The sequence below is a fragment of the Pseudomonas sp. LFS074 genome (assembly GCF_047978165.1).
Lineage (GTDB): Bacteria > Pseudomonadota > Gammaproteobacteria > Pseudomonadales > Pseudomonadaceae > Aquipseudomonas > Aquipseudomonas putida_P.
In genome coordinates this window covers 720538-740433 of record NZ_JBFPFV010000003.1, presented here as the reverse complement: position 1 = coordinate 740433, position 19896 = coordinate 720538, and the positions used below count along the sequence as shown (strand labels likewise).

12 protein-coding genes are annotated in these 19896 nt (G+C 62.6%); 6 read left to right on the top strand and 6 right to left on the bottom strand.

The genetic code is table 11. The annotated features are described in order from the left end of the window. Positions 1 to 8: 8 nt before the first annotated feature. The 4 genes from gltB (at position 9) to ACNQP3_RS27315 (ending at position 7636) form a co-directional block, all read left to right on the top strand. The gene (gltB, locus tag ACNQP3_RS27330) at positions 9 to 4454 is read left to right on the top strand and encodes a glutamate synthase large subunit (RefSeq protein ID WP_012274628.1); all 4446 of its coding nucleotides are present in this window, start codon (positions 9 to 11) and stop codon (positions 4452 to 4454) included. 106 nt (positions 4455 to 4560) lie between these two features. Next, the gene (locus ACNQP3_RS27325) at positions 4561 to 5979 is read left to right on the top strand and encodes an FAD-dependent oxidoreductase (RefSeq protein WP_003249156.1); all 1419 of its coding nucleotides are present in this window, start codon (positions 4561 to 4563) and stop codon (positions 5977 to 5979) included. A gap of 128 nt (positions 5980 to 6107) precedes the next feature. Further along, positions 6108 to 7172, top strand: a complete 1065-nt coding sequence (hemE, locus tag ACNQP3_RS27320) for a uroporphyrinogen decarboxylase (RefSeq protein WP_060493005.1) — start codon at positions 6108 to 6110, stop codon at positions 7170 to 7172. A 116-nt stretch (positions 7173 to 7288) separates the two neighbouring features. Beyond that, positions 7289 to 7636, top strand: coding sequence for a YgiW/YdeI family stress tolerance OB fold protein (locus ACNQP3_RS27315; protein ID WP_012274626.1), 348 nt, complete (start codon positions 7289 to 7291; stop codon positions 7634 to 7636). Between the two features lie 35 nt (positions 7637 to 7671). Here ACNQP3_RS27315 and ACNQP3_RS27310 read toward each other — a convergent pair whose 3' ends face one another. Beyond that, entirely contained in the window at positions 7672 to 8859 is a 1188-nt protein-coding gene (locus tag ACNQP3_RS27310) for an MFS transporter (protein ID WP_223296423.1), read from the bottom strand. A gap of 165 nt (positions 8860 to 9024) precedes the next feature. On the opposite strand from ACNQP3_RS27310, the gene ACNQP3_RS27305 reads away from it, so the two are divergent. Both ACNQP3_RS27305 and ACNQP3_RS27300 read left to right on the top strand, forming a co-directional pair. Further along, positions 9025 to 9924 (top strand): LysR family transcriptional regulator, encoded by a 900-nt coding sequence (locus ACNQP3_RS27305; RefSeq protein ID WP_060493006.1) that lies wholly within the window; start codon positions 9025 to 9027, stop codon positions 9922 to 9924. 76 nt (positions 9925 to 10000) lie between these two features. Beyond that, positions 10001 to 10774: a ParA family protein gene (locus ACNQP3_RS27300; RefSeq protein WP_012274623.1), complete on the top strand. Its 774-nt coding sequence runs from the start codon at positions 10001 to 10003 to the stop codon at positions 10772 to 10774. On the opposite strand, the gene trxC is transcribed toward ACNQP3_RS27300, so the two are convergent. The 5 genes from trxC to betA form a co-directional block, all read right to left on the bottom strand. Further along, entirely contained in the window at positions 10771 to 11205 is a 435-nt protein-coding gene (gene trxC, locus ACNQP3_RS27295; RefSeq protein WP_012274622.1) for a thioredoxin TrxC, read from the bottom strand. The two genes, ACNQP3_RS27300 and trxC, sit on opposite strands and share 4 nt — an antisense overlap. Positions 11206 to 11282: 77 nt before the next feature. Then, positions 11283 to 12743 carry a protein adenylyltransferase SelO gene (gene selO, locus ACNQP3_RS27290; RefSeq protein ID WP_012274621.1) on the bottom strand — a complete coding sequence of 487 codons (1461 nt, stop codon included), beginning with the start codon at positions 12741 to 12743 and terminating at the stop codon, positions 11283 to 11285. A gap of 45 nt (positions 12744 to 12788) precedes the next feature. After that, positions 12789 to 16097, bottom strand: coding sequence for a mechanosensitive channel MscK (mscK, locus tag ACNQP3_RS27285; protein ID WP_264316630.1), 3309 nt, complete (start codon positions 16095 to 16097; stop codon positions 12789 to 12791). A 35-nt stretch (positions 16098 to 16132) separates the two neighbouring features. Continuing rightward, complete coding sequence (locus ACNQP3_RS27280) at positions 16133 to 17875, bottom strand: potassium/proton antiporter (protein WP_012274619.1); 1743 nt, start codon at positions 17873 to 17875, stop codon at positions 16133 to 16135. A 266-nt stretch (positions 17876 to 18141) separates the two neighbouring features. Continuing rightward, positions 18142 to 19839, bottom strand: coding sequence for a choline dehydrogenase (gene betA / locus ACNQP3_RS27275; RefSeq protein WP_012274618.1), 1698 nt, complete (start codon positions 19837 to 19839; stop codon positions 18142 to 18144). Between the last annotated feature and the right edge of the window lie 57 nt (positions 19840 to 19896).

Below are 19896 nucleotides of genomic sequence, written 5' to 3'. Positions count from 1 at the left end.
ATGTGTCTATGAAAACAGGTCTGTACCATCCCGAAGAATTCAAGGACAACTGTGGTTTTGGCCTGATCGCCCATATGACGGGTGAACCGAGCCACCACCTTCTGCAAACCGCCATGCAGGCACTGACTTGCATGACCCACCGCGGCGGCATCAACGCCGACGGCAAGACCGGTGACGGTTGCGGTCTGCTTATGCAGAAGCCCGATCAATTTCTGCGTGCCGTGGCCCAGGAACACTTCGCCGTCGAGCTGCCCAAGCAATACGCCGTCGGCATGGTGTTCTTCAACCAGGACCCGGTCAAAGCCGAAGCGGCTCGCGCTAACATGGACCGCGAAATCCTCGCCGCTGGCCTGAAGCTGGTCGGATGGCGCAAGGTGCCGATCGACACCAGCGTGCTGGGCCGCCTGGCCCTGGAGCGTCTGCCGCAGATCGAGCAGGTGTTCATCGGCGGTGAAGGCCTGAGCGACCAGGAATTCGCCATCAAGCTGTTCAGTGCCCGTCGCCGTTCGTCGGTGGCCAACGCCCACGATAGCGACCACTACATCTGCAGCTTCTCGCACAAGACCATCATCTACAAAGGCCTGATGATGCCGCGCGATCTCGCGGCGTTCTATCCAGACCTGGGTGACGAGCGCCTGCAAACCGCGATCTGCGTGTTTCACCAGCGCTTCTCCACCAACACCCTGCCGAAATGGCCGCTGGCGCAACCGTTCCGCTTCCTCGCCCACAACGGCGAGATCAACACCATCACCGGCAACCGCAACTGGGCAATGGCCCGTCGCACCAAGTTCGCCAACGACCAGATCCCCGACCTCGAAGAGCTTGGCCCGCTGGTCAACCGCGTCGGTTCCGACTCGTCGAGCATGGACAACATGCTGGAGTTGATGGTCACCGGTGGCATCGACCTGTTCCGCGGCGTGCGCATGCTGGTACCGCCAGCCTGGCAGAACGTCGAGACCATGGACGCCGACCTGCGCGCCTTCTACGAATACAACTCCATGCACATGGAGCCGTGGGATGGCCCGGCCGGTATCGTCATGACCGAAGGCCGCCACGCGGTGTGCCTGCTCGACCGCAACGGCCTGCGCCCGGCGCGCTGGGTAACCACCACCAACGGCTACATCACCATCGCCTCGGAAATCGGCGTTTGGGGCTATCAGCCTGAGGAGGTGCTGGCCAAGGGCCGTGTCGGCCCAGGTCAAATCCTTGCCGTGGACACCGAAACCGGCCAGATCCTCGACACCGACGCCATCGACAACCGCCTTAAGTCGCGTCACCCGTACAAGCGCTGGCTGCGTCAGCACGCTACCCGCATTCAGGCGACGCTGACCGACGACCAGGGTGTGGCCAGCTACGACGCTGACCAGCTCAAGCAATACATGAAGATGTTCCAGGTCACCTTCGAAGAGCGTGACCAGGTGCTGCGCCCGCTGGGTGAGCAGGGCCAGGAAGCCGTTGGCTCGATGGGTGACGACACGCCAATGGCCGTGCTGTCGCAGCGTGTGCGGTCGCCGTACGATTTCTTCCGCCAGCAGTTCGCTCAGGTGACCAACCCACCGATCGATCCGCTGCGTGAAGCGATCGTGATGTCGCTGGAAATCTGCCTGGGTGCCGAGCGCAACATCTTCCAGGAGTCCCCGGAGCACGCATCGCGGGTCATCCTCAGCTCGCCGGTCATTTCGCCCGCCAAGTGGCGTTCGCTGATGAACCTGGAGCGCGAAGGCTTCGACCGCCAGCTGATCGACCTCAATTACGAGCAGGGCATCGGCCTGGAAGCGGCCATTCGCAACATCGCCGACCAGGCCGAAGAGGCTGTGCGCGCGGGCAAGACCCAGCTGGTGCTGAGCGACCGTTATATCGCCCCAGGCAAGCTGCCTGTGCATGCGTCGTTGGCCGTTGGTGCGGTGCATCACCGCCTGACCGAGCAAGGCCTGCGTTGCGACAGCAACATCCTGGTGGAAACCGCCACCGCCCGTGACCCGCATCATTTCGCTGTGCTGCTGGGCTTCGGTGCCTCGGCCGTTTACCCGTACCTGGCGTATGAAGTACTGGCCGACCTGATCCGCACCGGCGAAGTGCTGGGCGACCTGGACGAAGTCTTCAAGTACTACCGCAAAGGCATCTCCAAAGGCCTGCTGAAGATCCTGTCGAAGATGGGTATCTCCACCATCGCCTCGTACCGTGGTGCGCAGCTGTTCGAAGCCATCGGTTTGGCCGAAGAAGTGGTCGGTCTGAGCTTCAAGGGTGTGTCCAGCCGCATCAAGGGGGCGCGTTTCGTTGACCTGGAAAGCGACCAGAAGCTGCTGGCGGCCGAAGCCTGGAGCGCGCGCAAGCCGATTCAGCAAGGTGGCCTGCTGAAGTTCGTCCACGGTGGCGAATACCACGCTTACAACCCGGATGTGGTCAACACCCTGCAAGCCGCTGTGCAGCAGGGCGACTACGCCAAGTTCAAGGAATACACCACGCTGGTCGACCAGCGCCCGGTATCGATGATCCGCGACCTGCTGAAAGTGAAAGTGGCCGACCAGCCACTGGCGCTGGAGCAGATCGAACCGCTGGAGGCTATCCTCAAGCGCTTCGATTCCGCCGGTATCTCGCTGGGCGCACTGTCGCCGGAAGCCCACGAAGCGTTGGCCGAAGCCATGAACCGCCTGGGTGCGCGTTCCAACTCCGGTGAGGGCGGTGAAGACCCGTCGCGCTACGGCACCATCAAGAGCTCGAAGATCAAGCAGGTGGCCACCGGCCGCTTTGGTGTGACCCCGGAATACCTGGTCAACGCCGAGGTGCTGCAGATCAAGGTTGCCCAGGGCGCCAAGCCCGGTGAGGGCGGCCAGCTGCCGGGCGGCAAGGTCAACGGCCTGATCGCCAAGCTGCGCTATGCGGTACCTGGCGTGACCCTGATCTCACCGCCGCCGCACCACGATATCTACTCGATCGAAGACCTTGCCCAGCTGATCTACGACCTCAAGCAGGTCAACCCGCAGGCGCTGGTGTCGGTCAAATTGGTGGCCGAGGCTGGCGTCGGTACGATTGCCGCTGGTGTGGCCAAGGCTTATGCAGACCTGATCACCATTTCCGGTTACGACGGTGGCACTGGTGCGTCGCCGCTGACCTCGATCAAGTACGCTGGCGCCCCATGGGAACTGGGCCTGGCTGAAACCCACCAGACCCTGCGCGGCAACGACCTGCGCGGCAAGGTACGGGTACAGACCGACGGTGGCCTGAAAACTGGCCTGGACGTGATCAAGGCAGCCATCCTCGGCGCCGAAAGCTTCGGCTTCGGCACCGCACCAATGATCGCCCTGGGCTGCAAGTACCTGCGTATCTGCCACCTGAACAACTGCGCCACCGGCGTAGCCACCCAGAACGACAAGCTGCGCAAGGACCACTACATCGGCACCGTCGACATGGTGATCAACTTCTTCACCTTCGTTGCCGAAGAAACCCGTGAGTGGCTGGCCAAGCTGGGCGTGCGCAGCCTCGGCGAACTGATCGGCCGTACCGACCTGCTCGACGTACTGCCAGGCGACACCGAGCGCCAGCAGTACCTGGACCTGTCGCCGCTGCTGGGCAGCTCGCACATTCCGGCAGACAAGCCGCAGTTCTGCGAAGTCGACAAGAACCCGCCGTTCGACAAGGGCGAGTTGGCCGAGAAAATGGTGGAAATGGCCCTGCCAGCGATTCGCGACCAGGCCGGTGGCGAGTTCGACCTCGACATCTGCAACTGCGACCGTTCCATCGGTGCCCGTATCTCTGGCGAAATCGCCAAGCTGTACGGCAACCAGGGCATGGCCGCCAACCCGATCACCTTCCGCTTCAAGGGTACTGCGGGCCAGAGCTTCGGCGTATGGAACGCCGGCGGCCTGAACCTGCACCTGCAAGGTGATGCCAACGACTACGTCGGCAAGGGCATGACCGGTGGCAAGGTCACCATCGTGCCGCCAGCCGGCAGCCCGTTCGAAACCCAGCACAGCGCCATCGTCGGCAACACCTGCCTGTACGGTGCCACTGGCGGCAAGCTGTTTGCCGCCGGTACCGCGGGCGAGCGCTTCGCTGTGCGTAACTCCGGCGCCCACGCTGTTGTCGAGGGCACTGGCGATCACTGCTGTGAGTACATGACCGGTGGCTTTGTCTGCGTCTTGGGCAAGACCGGTTACAACTTCGGTTCTGGCATGACTGGCGGCTTCGCCTACGTGCTCGACATGGACAACACCTTCGTCGACAAACTCAACCATGAGCTGGTGGAAATTCAGCGCATCAGTGGTGAAGCGATGGAGGCTTACCGCAGCCACTTGGCGCGCGTCCTTGCCGAGTACGTGGAAGAAACCGGCAGCGAGTGGGGGCGTGAGCTCTCGGAGAACCTGGACGACTACGTGCGGCGCTTCTGGCTGGTGAAGCCGAAGGCAGCCAACCTGAAGCAACTGCTGTCCAGCACCCGTGCCAACCCGCAGTAAGAACAGCTGCAAGTGACGGCCCCGTGCGCGGGGTCCGTCGTGCTCAAGTGATCGTCTTGCAGCTTGCAGCCTAGGGCTGGCAACTGCGGTAAAGAGGTTTTGAAAAATGGCTGAACGTCTGAACAACGACTTCCAGTTCATCGAAGTGGGCCGCAAGGACCCGAAGAAAAAGCTGCTGCGCCAGCGCAAGAAGGAGTTCGTGGAAATCTACGAGCCGTTCAAGCCGCAGCAGTCCGTGGAGCAGGCACACCGCTGCCTGGGCTGCGGTAACCCGTATTGCGAGTGGAAGTGCCCGGTGCACAACTTCATCCCCAACTGGTTGAAGCTGGTTTCCGAAGGCAACATCCTGGCTGCGGCGGAACTGTCGCACCAGACCAACACCCTGCCTGAAGTGTGCGGCCGCGTGTGCCCGCAAGACCGCCTGTGCGAGGGGGCCTGCACCCTGAACGATGGCTTCGGCGCAGTGACCATCGGTTCTGTGGAGAAGTACATCACCGACACCGCTTTCGCCATGGGCTGGCGCCCGGACATGTCCAAGGTCAAGCCAACCGGCAAGCGCGTCGCCATCATCGGCGCCGGCCCGGCCGGCCTGGGTTGTGCTGACGTGCTGGTGCGCGCTGGCGTAACCCCGGTGGTGTTCGACAAGAACCCGGAAATCGGCGGCTTGCTGACCTTTGGCATCCCCGAGTTCAAGCTGGAAAAGACCGTGCTCAGCAACCGCCGCGAAGTGTTCACCGGCATGGGTATCGAGTTCCGCCTGAACACCGAGGTGGGCAAGGACGTGACCATGGAGCAGCTGCTCGCCGAGTACGACGCGGTGTTCATGGGCATGGGTACCTACACCTACATGAAGGGCGGCTTCCCGGGCGAAGACCTGCCGGGCGTGCATGACGCACTGGACTTCCTGATTGCCAACGTCAACCGCAACCTGGGCTTCGAGAAGTCGCCGGAAGACTTCGTCGATATGCAGGGCAAAAAGGTCGTGGTGCTGGGCGGTGGTGACACCGCGATGGACTGCAACCGCACCTCGATCCGCCAGGGTGCCAAGGCAGTGACCTGTGCCTATCGCCGTGACGAAGCCAACATGCCGGGTTCGCGCAAAGAGGTGAAGAACGCCAAGGAAGAGGGCGTGAAGTTCCTCTATAACCGTCAGCCAATCGCCATTGTCGGCGAGGACAAGGTCGAAGGCGTGAAAGTGGTCGAGACCCGCCTGGGTGAGCCGGATGCCCGTGGCCGCCGCAGCCCCGAGCCGATCCCGGGCTCCGAAGAGATCCTGCCGGCCGATGCCGTGGTGATCGCCTTCGGCTTTCGCCCGAGCCCGGCGCCGTGGTTCGAGCAGCATGGCATTCAGCTGGACAGTCAGGGCCGTGTCGTGGCACCGGAGAAAGGCAAGTTCAAGCACCAGACCAGCAACCCGAAAGTGTTTGCCGGTGGCGACATGGTGCGTGGTTCGGACTTGGTAGTGACGGCTATTTTCGAAGGGCGTACAGCTGCCGAAGGCATTCTGGACTACCTCGAGGTCTGACTGTTTTAGATTTTGTATACAAAATCTATTGATCCAGGACATACCCATAGAGAAAAGGCACGGCAAACAGCCGTGCCTTTTCTTTGTGCGTCTGAGAAAATGCCCGCACTATTTTTCCGGATGCCGACATGACTGCCCTGAAGAACGATCGTTTCCTGCGTGCTCTGCTCAAGCAACCCGTAGACGTTACCCCGGTGTGGATGATGCGCCAGGCCGGCCGCTACCTGCCGGAGTACCGCGCCAGCCGCGCCAAGGCCGGTGACTTCATGAGCCTGTGCATGAACCCGCAGTTTGCCTGCGAGGTCACCCTGCAGCCGCTGGACCGCTACCCGCTGGACGCAGCGATCCTGTTCTCGGACATCCTCACCATCCCTGATGCCATGGGCCTGGGCCTGTATTTCGAAACCGGCGAAGGCCCGCGTTTCAAGAAGGTCATCAGCACCCCGGCCGACATCGAAGCACTGCCCATCCCCGACCCGCAAAAAGATCTGGGCTACGTGATGGACGCGGTCAGCACCATCCGTCGCGAGCTTAACGGCCGCGTGCCGTTGATCGGCTTCTCCGGCAGCCCTTGGACCCTGGCCACCTACATGGTTGAAGGCGGCTCGTCGAAGGACTTCCGCAAGACCAAGGCCATGGCCTACGACAACCCGCAAGCCCTGCACCTGCTGCTGGACAAGCTGGCCCAGTCGGTCACCAGCTACCTGAACGGCCAGATTCTGGCCGGTGCTCAGGCTGTGCAAATTTTCGATACCTGGGGCGGCAACCTGTCGGCGGCGGCCTACCAGGAATTCTCCCTGGCCTACATGCGCAAGATCGTCAGCGGCCTGATCCGCGAGCACGAAGGGCGCAAGGTGCCGGTGATCCTGTTCACCAAGAACGGCGGCCTGTGGCTGGAAAGCATCGCCGAAGCCGGTGCCGATGCACTGGGCCTGGACTGGACCTGCGAGATCGGCGACGCCCGCCGCCGCGTAGGTGACAAGGTTGCCCTGCAAGGCAACATGGACCCGACCGTGCTGTACGCCAAGCCCGAGGCCATCCGCCAGGAAGTGGCGCGCATCCTGGCCAGCTATGGCCAAGGCACCGGCCACGTATTCAACCTGGGCCATGGCATTACCCCGGAAGTCGACCCGGAGCATGCTGGCGTGTTCATCAACGCCGTGCATGAACTGTCGGCGCAGTATCACCAGTGAGTTGATTGCTGGAAAGCAAAGCCCGGCCCTGTGCCGGGCTTTTTGTCGCATTAAGTTTTAATTCAGCGAACGTCGTTAATCTGGTCCCATCGAAACCGAAACAGGACCCTATCCTCATGAAAACCCGTTATCTCGCCCTGATCCTCGCCCCGCTGTTCAGCACTGCCGCACTTGCTGCTGGCTATACCGGCCCCGGTGCCCAGTCGGTCACCACCGTCGCCGCTGCCAACGACGCTGCCGATGACACCCCAGTGGTGCTGCAGGGCTTCGTGACCAAGAAGATCAACAACGACGACAAGTACGAGTTCAAGGACAACACCGGCACCATTACCGTCGAGATCGATGACGAAGACCTGCCGCCGACGCCGTTCAACGACAAGACCAAGGTCAAGCTGACCGGTGAGGTGGAGAAGCACCTGATGAGCCGTGAAGTGGATGTGGATATTGTCGAGATCATCAACTGATCTGAGATTTTGGGGCCGCAAAGCGGCCCCCTGGGTCAGCTCGATTTAGGGGGTAACTTGCTCAGGTGCAACGCCACCAGCAACGCCACCGCCAGCAAGCTGCCAATGAACAGCCCAATGCCATTCCAGCCCCACTGGTGCCAGAACACCCCGCCCGCCGTACCGGCCACGCTGGACCCTGCGTAGTAGCTGAACAGGTACAGCGACGACGCCTGTCCCTTGGCCTTCAGCGCTCTGCGTCCGATCCAGCTGCTGGCCACCGAGTGTGCGCCAAAGAAGCCGAAGGTGAACACCAGCATACCCACGATCACCATGGCCAGCGGGCTGGCCAGGGTCATCAGCAAGCCGCCGGCCATCACCACGATACTGGCCCAGAACACCTTGCGCCGGCCCAGCTTGTCAGCCAGGGCACCGACTTGCGCCGAGCTGTAGATGCCCGACAGATAAACCACCGACAGCAAGCCCACCAGCGCCTGGTTCATGTGGTAAGGCTCGGCCAGCAGCCGGTAGCCGATATAGTTGAACAAGGTGACGAACGCACCCATCAGCAGGAAGGCTTCGAGGAACAGCCAGGGCAGGCCGGCATCCTTGAAATGCATGACAAAGCCATCCAGAAGGCTGCGCGGGCTCATCATCTGCGGGCGGAAGTTGCGCGATTCGGGCAGTACCTTCCAGAACACCAGTGCGGCTACCAGGGCCAGGCCACCGATGGTCAGCATCGCCGTGTGCCAGCTGACGAAGTCGATCAGGACGCCAGTGATTAGCCGCCCACTCATGCCGCCAATCGCGTTGCCGCCGATGTACAGACCCATTGCCAGGCCAATGTGTTGCGGGTGGATCTCTTCGCTCAGGTAGGTCATTGCCACCGCAGCCAGGCCGCTCAACGACAGGCCGACCAACGCACGGGTGGCCAGTACCAGCTCCCAGCTCGGCATCACTGCGCTGGCCAGGGTGGACAGGGCGGCGCAGACCAAGGCGAACACCATCACCGGCTTGCGCCCGATGCGGTCAGAAATGGGGCCGGTGATCAGCAGGCCGAACGCCAGCATGGCAGTGGACACCGATAGCACCAAGCTGCTTTGCGCCGCGTTGATGGCAAATTCCTTGGACAGCAGCGGCATCATCGGCTGTACGCAGTACAGCAGGGCGAAGGTGGCGAAGCCGCCGCTGAACAGGGCCAGCACGGTCTTCATGAAGGCGGGGGTGCCTTTCTCGATCCACATGTCGTTCAGGGTGGCAGGTTCGGGCTCGGCAGGAAGGGGGGCTACAGCAGTTTTCACGGGCGGGTACCTCTGGCGCAATGAAAAAAGCATATAGCTGGCTAATGATTAGATCCAATATATTGTTCGACCTATTTAAGATGTTTTACGACCTGTTTGGAGCCCATCATGGAACTGCGCCATCTGCGTTACTTCATCGCCGTGGCCGAAGAGCTGCACTTTGGCCGCGCCGCCCAGCAGCTGGGTATTTCACAGCCACCCTTGAGCCAGCAGATCCAGGCGCTGGAACAAGAGCTGGGGGCGCGTCTGTTCGACCGTACCAATCGTCGGGTCGAGCTGAGCGAGGCGGGGCGGCTGTTCCTTGAAGAGGCCAGGCAGGTGCTGGCGCAGGTAGAAAAGGCGGCAGATGTGGCCCGGCGTGCGCAGCTGGGAGAGCTGGGCGAGATGAAAATAGGCTTCACCTCGTCGGCTCCGTTCACCTCGAAAATTCCCAAGGCGATCCATGCCTTCCGTCAGCGCTTCCCGTCGGTGCACCTGAACCTCAAGGAAATGAGCAGCCGTGATGTTGCCGAAGGGGTGTTCGATGAATCGATCGAAGTGGGGTTGATGCGGCCGATGCCGCTACCGGAAGGGCTGGTGGCCACCGAGTTGTTCCGCGAGCCGCTGGTGGCGGTGATCAATGCCTCGCATCCGCTGGCCGAGGGCACTGAGCAGGGTGTTTATATGGCGGCACTGGCCCATGAACCGTTCGTGTTCTTCCCGCGCAGTTATGGCAGCGGCCTGCATGCGCAATTGCTGAGCCTGGCGCGACAGGCGGGCTTCAGCCCGCACTTCGCACAAGAGGCGGGGGAGGCGATGACCATCATTGGCCTGGTGTCGGCGGGGTTGGGCGTGTCGGTGTTGCCGGCGTCGTTCCAGCGCATGCGCATTGAAGGCGTGGTGTACCGCACGCTGCTGGATGAAGGGGCGATGTCGGCGGTGTGGCTGGTGCAACGCGAGCGCGGTAATTCGGTGATGGCCAAAGCGTTTGCCGAGCTGTTGACGGGGCAAGTGGTCGGCCAGGGCTGATGCCGGTCAAATGGCACTGGCCATTGCCGCAGCGTCACCACATACTCGGGCATTCGTTGAAACACGGAGGTCAATCATGCGGCGCGTGGTATTCAATCAGAAAGGTGGCGTGGGCAAGTCGAGCATCGCCTGCAACCTTGCGGCGGTCAGTGCCAATGAAGGCTACCGGACCTTGCTGATCGACCTGGATGCCCAGGCTAACTCGACCCAGTACCTCACTGGCCTGACCGGCGAGGACATCCCCATGGGTATCGCCGACTTTTTCAAGCAAAGCCTGTCCAGCGGGCCGTTCAGCAAGAAGAACAAGGTCGATATCTACGAAACGCCGTTCGACAACCTGCACGTGGTCACCGCCACCGCCGAGCTGGCCGACCTGCAGCCCAAGCTTGAGGCCAAGCACAAGATCAACAAGCTGCGTAAGCTGCTCGACGAGTTGGACGAGGACTACGAGCGTATCTACATCGATACCCCACCGGCGCTGAACTTCTACGCGGTTTCCGCGTTGATTGCCGCTGATCGCGTGCTCATTCCCTTCGACTGCGACAGCTTCTCGCGCCAGGCCCTGTATGGCCTGCTGGCCGAGATCGAAGACCTCAAGGAAGACCACAACGAAGACCTGATGGTCGAAGGCATCGTGGTCAACCAGTTCCAGTCCCGTGCCAGCCTGCCACAGCAGATGCTCGACGAACTGCTGGCCGAAGGGTTACCGGTGCTGCCGGTGTACCTGGGCAGCTCGGTGAAGATGCGTGAATCGCACCACGCCAGCCTGCCGCTGATTCACCTGGAGCCCAAGCACAAGCTGACCCAGCAGTTTGTCGAGTTGCACTCGTTGCTCGAAGAGAACGCTTAAACCCCTTGGCTACGCACCCACTCCAGCAACGTCTGGAGTGGAAACGCCCCGGCCTGGCGGCTGACTTCGCGGCCGTTCTTGAACAGCAGCAGGCTGGGGATCGAACGAATGCCCAGTTGCCCCGCAAGGTTGCGGTTGGCTTCGCTGTCGAGCTTGGCCAGGCGGCAGCGGCCGGTCAGCTGGCGGGCGGCCTGTTCGAAGGTGGGGGCAAAGGACTTGCACGGGCCGCACCAGTCGGCCCAGATGTCGACCAGTAGCGGTAGGTCGCCCTTGATCTGGCTGGCGTAGCTGGCTTCGGTCAGCTCGAAAGGGGTGCTCAGCAGCATGTCCTGTTTGCAGCGGCCGCATTTTGGTGTATCGCCCAGGCGCTCGGCGGGCAGGCGGTTGAGGCCGTTACAGTGGGGGCAGGGGACTACCAGCGGTTCGGACATGTTGTTTCCTTGATATTTTAGGGGCTGCTTTGCAGCCCATCGCGACACAAGGCCGCTCCCACAGGGTTTGGCGTTAATCAGGAGGAGCAGCTGATTTCCAGGTGCTTGCCCCATTCTGGTGGCCGTTCGGCGTAGGCCTGCATACCGGGTTGTTCTTCGAAGGGGTGGCTAAGCACTTGATGCAGCCGACGCACTTCACTGTAATCACCCGCTTCTGCCGCTTCGATGGCTTTCTGCGCCAGGTAGTTGCGCAACACGTACAGCGGGTTCACCGCATGCATCCGCTCGCGGCGGCCTTCGGCATTACCGGGTTCGCGATCACAACGGGCCAGGTAGTCCGCGCCCCAGGCATCGAAAGCGGCCAGGTCGATAAAGTCGTCGCGCACCACCTTGAGTGCGTCTGCCGCCGGCTGTTCGCCCAGCTTGCGGAAGAACAGGCTGTAGTCCACGCCACCACGCTGCATGCATTGCAGCAGTCGCTCGACCAGCGCCATGTCGTCTTCTTCGGCAGTGGTCAGGCCCAAGCGTCGGCGCATCAGGTCCAGGTAATGGGCCTGGTACAGCGGCAGGAACAGCCCCAACGTTTCCTTCAGTGGCTCAACCTCGATCACCGTGGTCAATGCCTGAGCCAGCGCGCTGAGGTTCCAGTGGGCGATGGGCACCTGGTTGGCGTAGCTGTAGCGGCCTCGGTCGTCGGAGTGGTTGCAGATGAAGTTGGCATCGAAGTCGTCGAGGAAGGCATACGGGCCGAAGTCGAAGGTGATGCCCAGGATCGACATGTTGTCGGTGTTCATCACCCCGTGGCAAAAGCCGTAGGCCTGCCAGCGGGCGATCAGTTCGGCGTTGCGCTCGACAATGGTGCGGAACATGGCCAGGTAGGGCTGCTCGGCATCACGGCATTCGGGGTAGTGCTGCTCCAGTACATGGTCGATCAGCACACGCTGCTGCTCGGGTTGCTTGGTGTAGTAGAAGTATTCGAAATGACCGAAGCGCACATGGCTCTGTGCCAGGCGCGTGAGCATGGCGGCGCTTTCGCGGGTTTCGCGCCACACCGGGGTGCTGGAGCCGATCACGCACAGCGCCCGGCTGGTGGGGATACCGAGGGCGTGCAGGGCTTCGGAGGCGAGAAATTCGCGGATCGACGAGCGCAGCACGGCACGGCCGTCACCCATGCGCGAGTACGGCGTTTGGCCGGCGCCTTTGAGGTGCAGGTCCCAGTGTTCACCTGCATCGTTCAGTACTTCGGCCAGCAGCAGGCCACGGCCGTCGCCCAGGCGCGGGTTGTACGAGCCGAACTGGTGGCCGGAATAGACCATCGCCCGAGGGTCGGCCTCTTCCCACAGCTTGTGCCCGCTGAACAACTCGGCGAACACCGGAAGCTCGGCGTGAGCGGGGTCGAGGTCGAGCAGCGCCATGGCCGATTCGCTTGCCACGACCAACCGCGGCTCGGCGATGGGCTCAGGCAGCACCTGGGTGGAAAACGCGTCGCCCAGGCGGGCGAAGCGGTTGTCGAAGCTGAGTTGGTCGAGGGCTTTCACGGGCTGCTCCTGGGGTTCAGCACAGAATAAAGCATTCGAGCCCACTCAGGCCTGTGCAGTGCCATCCGGCTTAGGTTGCTCCAGCGGAATAACCTGCTGTTTGCCGCCCTTCTGGTCCATCAGGAACACCTCGACCTGGCGCACCGAGATCTTGATGTTGTGTGCCTTGAACTCGCGGTTGATGTAACGGTTGATTTCGTCCAGCGTCGGGTTGCGATCGCCCAGGTCACGTACGTGCATGCGCAACTCGTGGTCCAGCGAGCTCTCGCCAAAGTTGAGGAAGTACACGATCGGCTCTGGGTCCTTGAGCACTCGTGGGTTCTCGTGTGCGCCCTTGAGCAGCAGTTCGCGCACCAGGTCGAGGTCGGAGCCGTAGTCGATGCCCAGCTTCAGCGTCACCCGGGTGACCGTGTCGGTCAGCGACCAGTTGATCAGCTGGCCGGTGATGAAGGTCTTGTTGGGGACGATGATGTCCTTGCGGTCGAAGTCGGTGATGGTGGTGGCACGGATGCGGATCTTGCTCACCGTGCCGGACAGGTTGCCGATGGTGATGGTGTCGCCAATTCGCACCGGGCGCTCGAACAGGATCATGATGCCGGAGATGAAGTTGGCGAAAATTTCCTGCATGCCGAAGCCCAGGCCCACCGACAGCGCGGCCACCAGCCACTGCAGCTTGTCCCAGCTCACCCCCAGGGTCGACAGGGTGCTGACGATCCCGACACCGACGATGGTGTACGACAGCAGCGTGGTGGTGGCGTAGGCACTGCCCTGGGCCAGGTTCAGGCGTGACAGCACCAGTACTTCCAGCAGGCCTGGCAAGTTGCCGGCCAGGGCGAAGGTGATGCCGACGATCACCAGCGCGCCCAGCAGGTCGCCGAGGCTGATAGGCACCATGCTGGCGGCCGCGCCGGTGCCGCTGGTGTATTCGTACAGTACGAAGTTGTTGAGGTAGGCGAACACCGAGATCAAGTCTGACCACACCCAGTACAGGCCGGCGATGAAGCCGCCGAGCAGGGCCAGGCGGATCAGGCGCAGTGACTGCTGGTTGACCTGTTCGATGTCCAGCGTTGGCTCTTCGGTGATGACCTCGCCGTCCAGCCCTTCCTTGGCCGCCGCACGCTTGCTCAGCGCACGCTGGTAGGCCAGGCGCCGTGCCGCTACCGACAGGCCACGCACGAACGCGGCCTCGATCACCAGCCAGAACAGCAGCAGGTACAGGGTGTAGATCAACCGGTCGGTGAGCTTCAGCGCGGTGTAGTAGTAGCCGAAGCACACGGCAACGAACAGGGCGATGGGCAGGGCGGTGAACGCTACGCCCACGGCCCTGCGGAACAACGAGGTGTCACGGTGCGCGGGGCTGCTGAGCAGCAGGCGGCTGAGCAGCCAGGCCATCAGCGCATAGCAGGTCAGCACCACGCCGATGCCCAGCACGTCGTCGGCCAGCGCCGACGGCTGGTGCTCGGCCACTGCCACCACGCCAACCAGCGCCAGCACCACGGTGCCCAGGCGGCGTACCCAGCCGCGCAGGAACTCGACCTGTGGCTTGTGCCAGCGGAAGTGAATTTCTGCCACGCCACCGGGGGCGAGAATGCGGTAGGCGGTGTAGAACACCAGCCAGGCCTGGGCCAGTTGCCAGAGCGCGGCGCCCAGGTTGGCATTCTGCCCACGGGCGTCGATCTGCAAAGCGTAGCTGCACAGTGCCAGGCCAAGGCTGACCGGCATCGCCAGCAGGATGTTGATGAGAATCGCCTGGGGCGTGTGCCACTGGCTGTCACGGCGGAAGTGGCCGATGTCCTGGTGCACCTTGCCCAGCCGTTGGTACAGGTACTTGCGCCGCCACAGCAGGGCGCCGATCACCAGCAGCAGTGGCAGGAACAACAGTGGGCGCTGGCTAAGGCCGTCGGCCAGTTCCTTCAGGCCCGAGCCCCACGGCAGGTTGGCAACTTGGTCGGCAAGACGCTCCGGCACATAACGCAGCCAGTCCCAGTCCAGCGGCTTGTTGCTGGGGATCCAGAACATCTGTTCGTCGAGGGTGGTGCGCAGGCTCTGCGCGGTGCCCAGCAACTGCTTCTGGTTGAGCTGCAGGGTGATCGATTCATTGAGCAGCGCCGACAGCTCGCGGTTCAGCCGCTCCAGCAGGTCGCTGCGGGTGATGGCCACTTCCAGCAGGGCCTTGCGCAGCTGCGGAGTCACATCTTCCTGCGGTTGCGCGGCCAGCAGCTTGTCGACGTAGGTGACCGGGCTGCTCATCTGCTCGCGTTGCTGGTTGACCTCGAACTGGTACAAGCGGGTGTCGGCGATCTGGTCGGCCAGGTCGCGGTCTACCTTCAGGTGCGGCAGGGTCTGCTTCTGTTTGTAGAGGATCTTCGACAGCAAAAGGCTGCCCTTGAGCACGTTGATCTGCTCGTCCAGCGCCTGGTCGGCCTGGGTCAGGCTGTCGAGCTGCTGCTTGGTGCGCAGGTTCTGCTGGGTCAACTCGTTGAGGCGGTCGGTGCTCTTGAGCAGGTAGTCGGAGAGCTTGAGGTTGACCGCGCTTTCGGTGGCCAACAGGCTGCTGCCGCCGGCCTTCTGCGCCTCGATCGACTGCTGGGTGACCGCCTCCTGGGACTGAGCCAGGCGCTTGTCGTTGATCAGCGTCTGCAAGTCCTGGATCTCCTGCTCCAGGCGCGCGGCGCGCTCGATCAGCAGGTCGTGACGCGCATTGCCGAGGTCTTGCAGCAGGCTGTTGCCAGCCAGTTCCTGGCGGCGCAGCAGCGTCAGTGCGTTGAGCGAGGCCAGCTCGGCATTGAGTTGGTTGCGCTGGTCGGCATTGATGGACTTGCCTCCGTCCTTGCCGGTTTTGAGGATATTGTTGATTTGCTGAGTGCGGGTCTGGCTGCTGCTGATTTCGGCCTGGGCGCGCTCGGGGCGGGTTTGCGAGTTGATGATCAGGCTGTTGGCTTCGGACAGCGCCTTTTGCAGCTCGCCCTGCTGGGTGTTGCGCTCGCTGAGCATCTGTTCGAGCTGCGGCACGGTCAGCGTTGCGTAACGCTGCGCGACAGGCAGGGCTTTGCTTTCCTTGAGCCTGGCCAGTTCTTTCTGGTTGTCGCTGGTTTCTTTCGGCGCACTGGTCAGTTGCTGCTTGAGCGCGGCAAGCTTCTTTTCGTTGTCTTCCTTGCTGGCGAGCAGGCTCAACGTTTGTTCGAGCACCTGCTGCAGGGCTTTCTGGTCGGCCTCGGGCAGCTTGCGCTCGGCGATCTTGTCGAGGCTGTTCTGAATGCTGGCGGTGGTCGGGGCTTCTGCCGCGTAGGCCGCAAAAGGGAGAGACAGGCACAGCCCGAGCAGGGCTGTGCGAAGGTACGCGCGCAGGGACATAGGCAGACTACTTGTGGATCCGGCAGAAACGAAGTTTAGAGGAACAATCCTGGTCCGGGTCGCGTTCCTTCGGGGAATCTGACGCCTACTTTCTGGATCTTGTTCCCGTCCATGGTCGCCACGGTCCAGATCGTGCCATGCCATTCGACCTGGTCACCTACTACTGGAGCGCCTCCGACCTTTTGTCGGATGAACTGTGCCAGCGGCATTTTCGCGTCCAGGCCATCGAGTTTCAGGCCGTACAACGCTGCCACCGCACCCAGTTCGGCATCGCCTTCGAGCACGAAGTCGCCGAAGAAACGCAGGTCCAGGCCACGCTGTGGCGCCTGGCTGAACAGTTTGCCCAGGGCTGGCAGGTTGTGCTCGTGGCCGATCACGCAGAGCATGTCGCCAACTTCCAGCACGGTACTGCCCGACGGGTGCAGCAATTGCTCGTTGCGGAACAGGGCGGCAATACGTGTGCCCTCGGGCATTTTCAGCTCGCGCAGGGCGGCCCCGATACACCATTTTTCGGCGCCCAGACGGTACACGAACAGCTCCCATTCGCTGGTGACGTGCACTTCCAGGGCGGAGCGGGAGATCGGTGCCGGGTCTGGTGGTACGGTCACTTTCAGCAGCTTGGCCATCCACGGCAGGCTGGTGCCTTGTACCAGCAGTGACACCAGCACGATGAAGAATGCCAGGTTGAAGAACAGCTGGGCGTCCGGCAGGCCGGCCATCAGCGGGAACACCGCCAGAATGATCGGCACCGCGCCGCGCAGGCCAACCCAGGAAATAAAGCCCTTTTCGCGGCCATGGAAGGCCTTGAACGGCAGCAGTGCAGCGACCACCGACAGTGGCCGCGCCACCAGGATCATCCACAGCGCCAGGCCCAATGCCGGCAGGGCAATGGGCAGCAGGTCGTGCGGGGTGACCAGCAGCCCCAGCACCAGGAACATGCCGATCTGGGCCAGCCAGGCCATGCCGTCGAGCATGTGCAGAATGCCGTGGCGGCTGCGAATTGGCTTGTTGCCCAGCACCAGGCCGCACAGGTACACGGCGAGGAAGCCGCTGCCGTGCAAGGCGTTGGTCAGCGAGAACACCACCAGGCCGCCGGCCACGACCAGAATCGGGTACAGGCCGCCGGCCAGGTTGATGCGGTTGACCAGTTGCAGCATCAGCCAGCCGCCGCCCAGGCCCAACAGCCCGCCGATGCCGAACTCGCGCAGCAAGTGGCCCAGCAGGCTCCAGTGCAGGCCGGTCTGGCCGCTGGCGATCATGTCGATCAGGGTAACGGTGAGGAACACCGCCATCGGGTCGTTGCTGCCCGACTCGATCTCCAGGGTGGCGGTAACCCGCTCATTCAGGCCTTTGCCGCCCAGCAGCGAGAACACCGCAGCGGCGTCGGTGGAGCCAACGATGGCGCCGATCAGCAGGCCTTGGATCAAGCTCAGGTTGAACAGCCAGGCGGCAACCAGGCCGGTGAGGGCGGTGGTGATCATCACCCCGACCGTGGCCAGCGACAGCGCCGGCCACAGTGCCACGCGGAAGCTTGCCACCCGCGTGCGCAGGCCGCCGTCAAGCAGGATCACGGCCAGTGCCAGGTTGCCCACCAGGTAGGCGGTTGGGTAGTTGTTGAAGATGATGCCGCCACCATCGACACCGGCGACCATGCCGACCGCGAGGATGATGACCAGAATAGGGATACCCAGGCGCGACGACAGCGAACTGACCAGGATACTTGCGCCCACCAGCAATGCGCCGATCAGGAACAGGCTGTTGATGGTGCTTGCATCCAAAGGCAGGTACTCCGGGACAACGGGCGGGAGGAGGCTTGATAGCGTGTCGCTAGCAGGTCGCGTGCCAATCGATTCTAACCTGATGAATTGGCAGCATGTAAAGCGTTTCTGCAGATGTGCAAAAGGCACCGCAGTGGGTGCCTTTCCGTGTGTTGCCTGGGCGGGCCTCTTCGCGGGCACGCCCGCTCCCACAGGATTTTCACAATACTTGAGATTTGTGATGTCCGTGTGGGAGCGGGTTTACCCGCGAAAAGGCCGGTGCAGGTTTACGCCTGCTTCACTTCACGCATCGGCTTGCCTTTCACCGGTGCATCACCCGCCACATAGTACTTGGCGGTGCTGCGCGGCAACGGCTTGCGGCCGCGGATCTTGTCCGAAATTTTCTCGGCGATCATGATCGTGGTGGCGTTGAGGTTGCCGGTGATGATCAGCGGCATGATCGACGCATCGACCACACGCAGGCCCTTCATGCCATGCACGCGGCCTTCGCCATCGACCACTGCCATGTCGTCGGTGCCCATCTTGCACGAGCAGGACGGGTGGAAGGCGGTTTCGGCGTGCTCGCGGATGAACTTGTCCAGCTGCTCGTCGGTTTGCACGTCGGCGCCTGGGCTGATTTCGCGGCCACGGTACGGGTCCAGCGCCGGCTGGGCCATGATTTCGCGGGTCAGGCGGATACCGTCGCGGAACTCCTGCCAGTCCTGCTCGGTGGACATGTAGTTGAACAGGATGCTTGGGTGCTGGCGCGGGTCTTTCGACTTGGCCTGGATGCGGCCGCGGGCAGGCGAGCGCATGGAGCCCATGTGCGCCTGGAAGCCGTGTTCCTTCACGCCATTGGAGCCGTTGTAGTTAATGGCGACTGGCAGGAAGTGGTACTGAATGTTCGGCCACTTGAACTCAGGGCGGGTACGGATGAAACCACCGGCCTCGAACTGGTTGCTGGCGCCGATACCGGTGCCTTTGAACATCCACTCTGCACCGATGGCTGGCTGGTTCCACCAAAGCAGCGATGGGTACAGCGATACCGGTTGGGTGCAGGCGTACTGCAGGTACAGCTCAAGGTGGTCCTGCAGGTTTTCGCCAACGCCCGGCAGATCGTGCACAACCGGGATGTCGAGGCTTTCCAGCAGGGCGCGCGGGCCAACGCCGGAGCGCTGCAGCAGCTGCGGCGAGGCGATGGCGCCGGAGCTGACGATCACTTCCTTGCGGGCGCGGGCTTCAACGCGCTCTTCACTGTCGCCGACCAGGTAGGTCACGCCTACGGCGCGCTTGCCGTCGAACAGCACGCGGTCGCTCAGAGCGTGGGTGACGATGGTCAGGTTCGGGCGCTTCTTGGCCTGGTCCAGGTAGCCACGGGCGGTGCTGGAACGGCGGCCGTTCTTGGTGACCGAACGGTCCATCGGGCCGAAGCCTTCCTGCTGGTAGCCGTTGAGGTCTTCGGTGCGTGGGTAACCGGCTTGTACGCCGGCTTCAACCATGGCGTGGAACAACGGGTTGTTGCCAGCCTTCGGCGTGGCGACGCTGACCGGGCCTTCGCCACCGTGGTAGTCGTTCGGGCCGATGTCGCGGGTTTCGGCTTTGCGGAAGTAGGGCAGGCAGTCCAGGTAGGTCCAGTCTTGCAGGCCTGGCAGTTCTGCCCAGCCGTCGAAGTCCATGGCGTTGCCACGGATGTAGCACATGCCGTTGATCAGCGACGAGCCACCCAGGCCTTTGCCACGGCCACATTCCATGCGGCGGCCGTCCATGTGCGGCTCGGGATCGGTCTCGTAGGCCCAGTTGTAGCGGCGGCCCTGCAGCGGGAAGGCCAGGGCAGCTGGCATCTGGGTGCGGAAGTCGAAGCGGTAATCAGGGCCACCGGCTTCAAGCAGCAGGACGGTGACGCCGGCGTCTTCGGTCAGGCGGGTAGCCAGGGTGTTACCGGCCGAGCCGGCACCGACGATGATGTAATCGAATTCTTGGGACATGAAAGTACCCTCGTGTTGGCGGTGATCAGGGAGCGGGAACGCCCGTGCACAGAGGCA

What these genes read in the sequence shown, in the direction of transcription:
- ACNQP3_RS27305 (WP_060493006.1), top strand. Translation starts at nt 9,025, where the DNA reads ATGGAACTGCGCCATCTGCGTTACTTCATCGCCGTGGCCGAAGAGCTG.
- betA (WP_012274618.1), bottom strand. Translation starts at nt 19,839, where the DNA reads ATGTCCCAAGAATTCGATTACATCATCGTCGGTGCCGGCTCGGCCGGT.
- hemE (WP_060493005.1), top strand. Translation starts at nt 6,108, where the DNA reads ATGACTGCCCTGAAGAACGATCGTTTCCTGCGTGCTCTGCTCAAGCAA.
- mscK (WP_264316630.1), bottom strand. Translation starts at nt 16,097, where the DNA reads ATGTCCCTGCGCGCGTACCTTCGCACAGCCCTGCTCGGGCTGTGCCTG.
- gltB (WP_012274628.1), top strand. Translation starts at nt 9, where the DNA reads ATGAAAACAGGTCTGTACCATCCCGAAGAATTCAAGGACAACTGTGGT.
- ACNQP3_RS27315 (WP_012274626.1), top strand. Translation starts at nt 7,289, where the DNA reads ATGAAAACCCGTTATCTCGCCCTGATCCTCGCCCCGCTGTTCAGCACT.
- ACNQP3_RS27300 (WP_012274623.1), top strand. Translation starts at nt 10,001, where the DNA reads ATGCGGCGCGTGGTATTCAATCAGAAAGGTGGCGTGGGCAAGTCGAGC.
- trxC (WP_012274622.1), bottom strand. Translation starts at nt 11,205, where the DNA reads ATGTCCGAACCGCTGGTAGTCCCCTGCCCCCACTGTAACGGCCTCAAC.
- ACNQP3_RS27325 (WP_003249156.1), top strand. Translation starts at nt 4,561, where the DNA reads ATGGCTGAACGTCTGAACAACGACTTCCAGTTCATCGAAGTGGGCCGC.
- ACNQP3_RS27310 (WP_223296423.1), bottom strand. Translation starts at nt 8,859, where the DNA reads ATGTGGATCGAGAAAGGCACCCCCGCCTTCATGAAGACCGTGCTGGCC.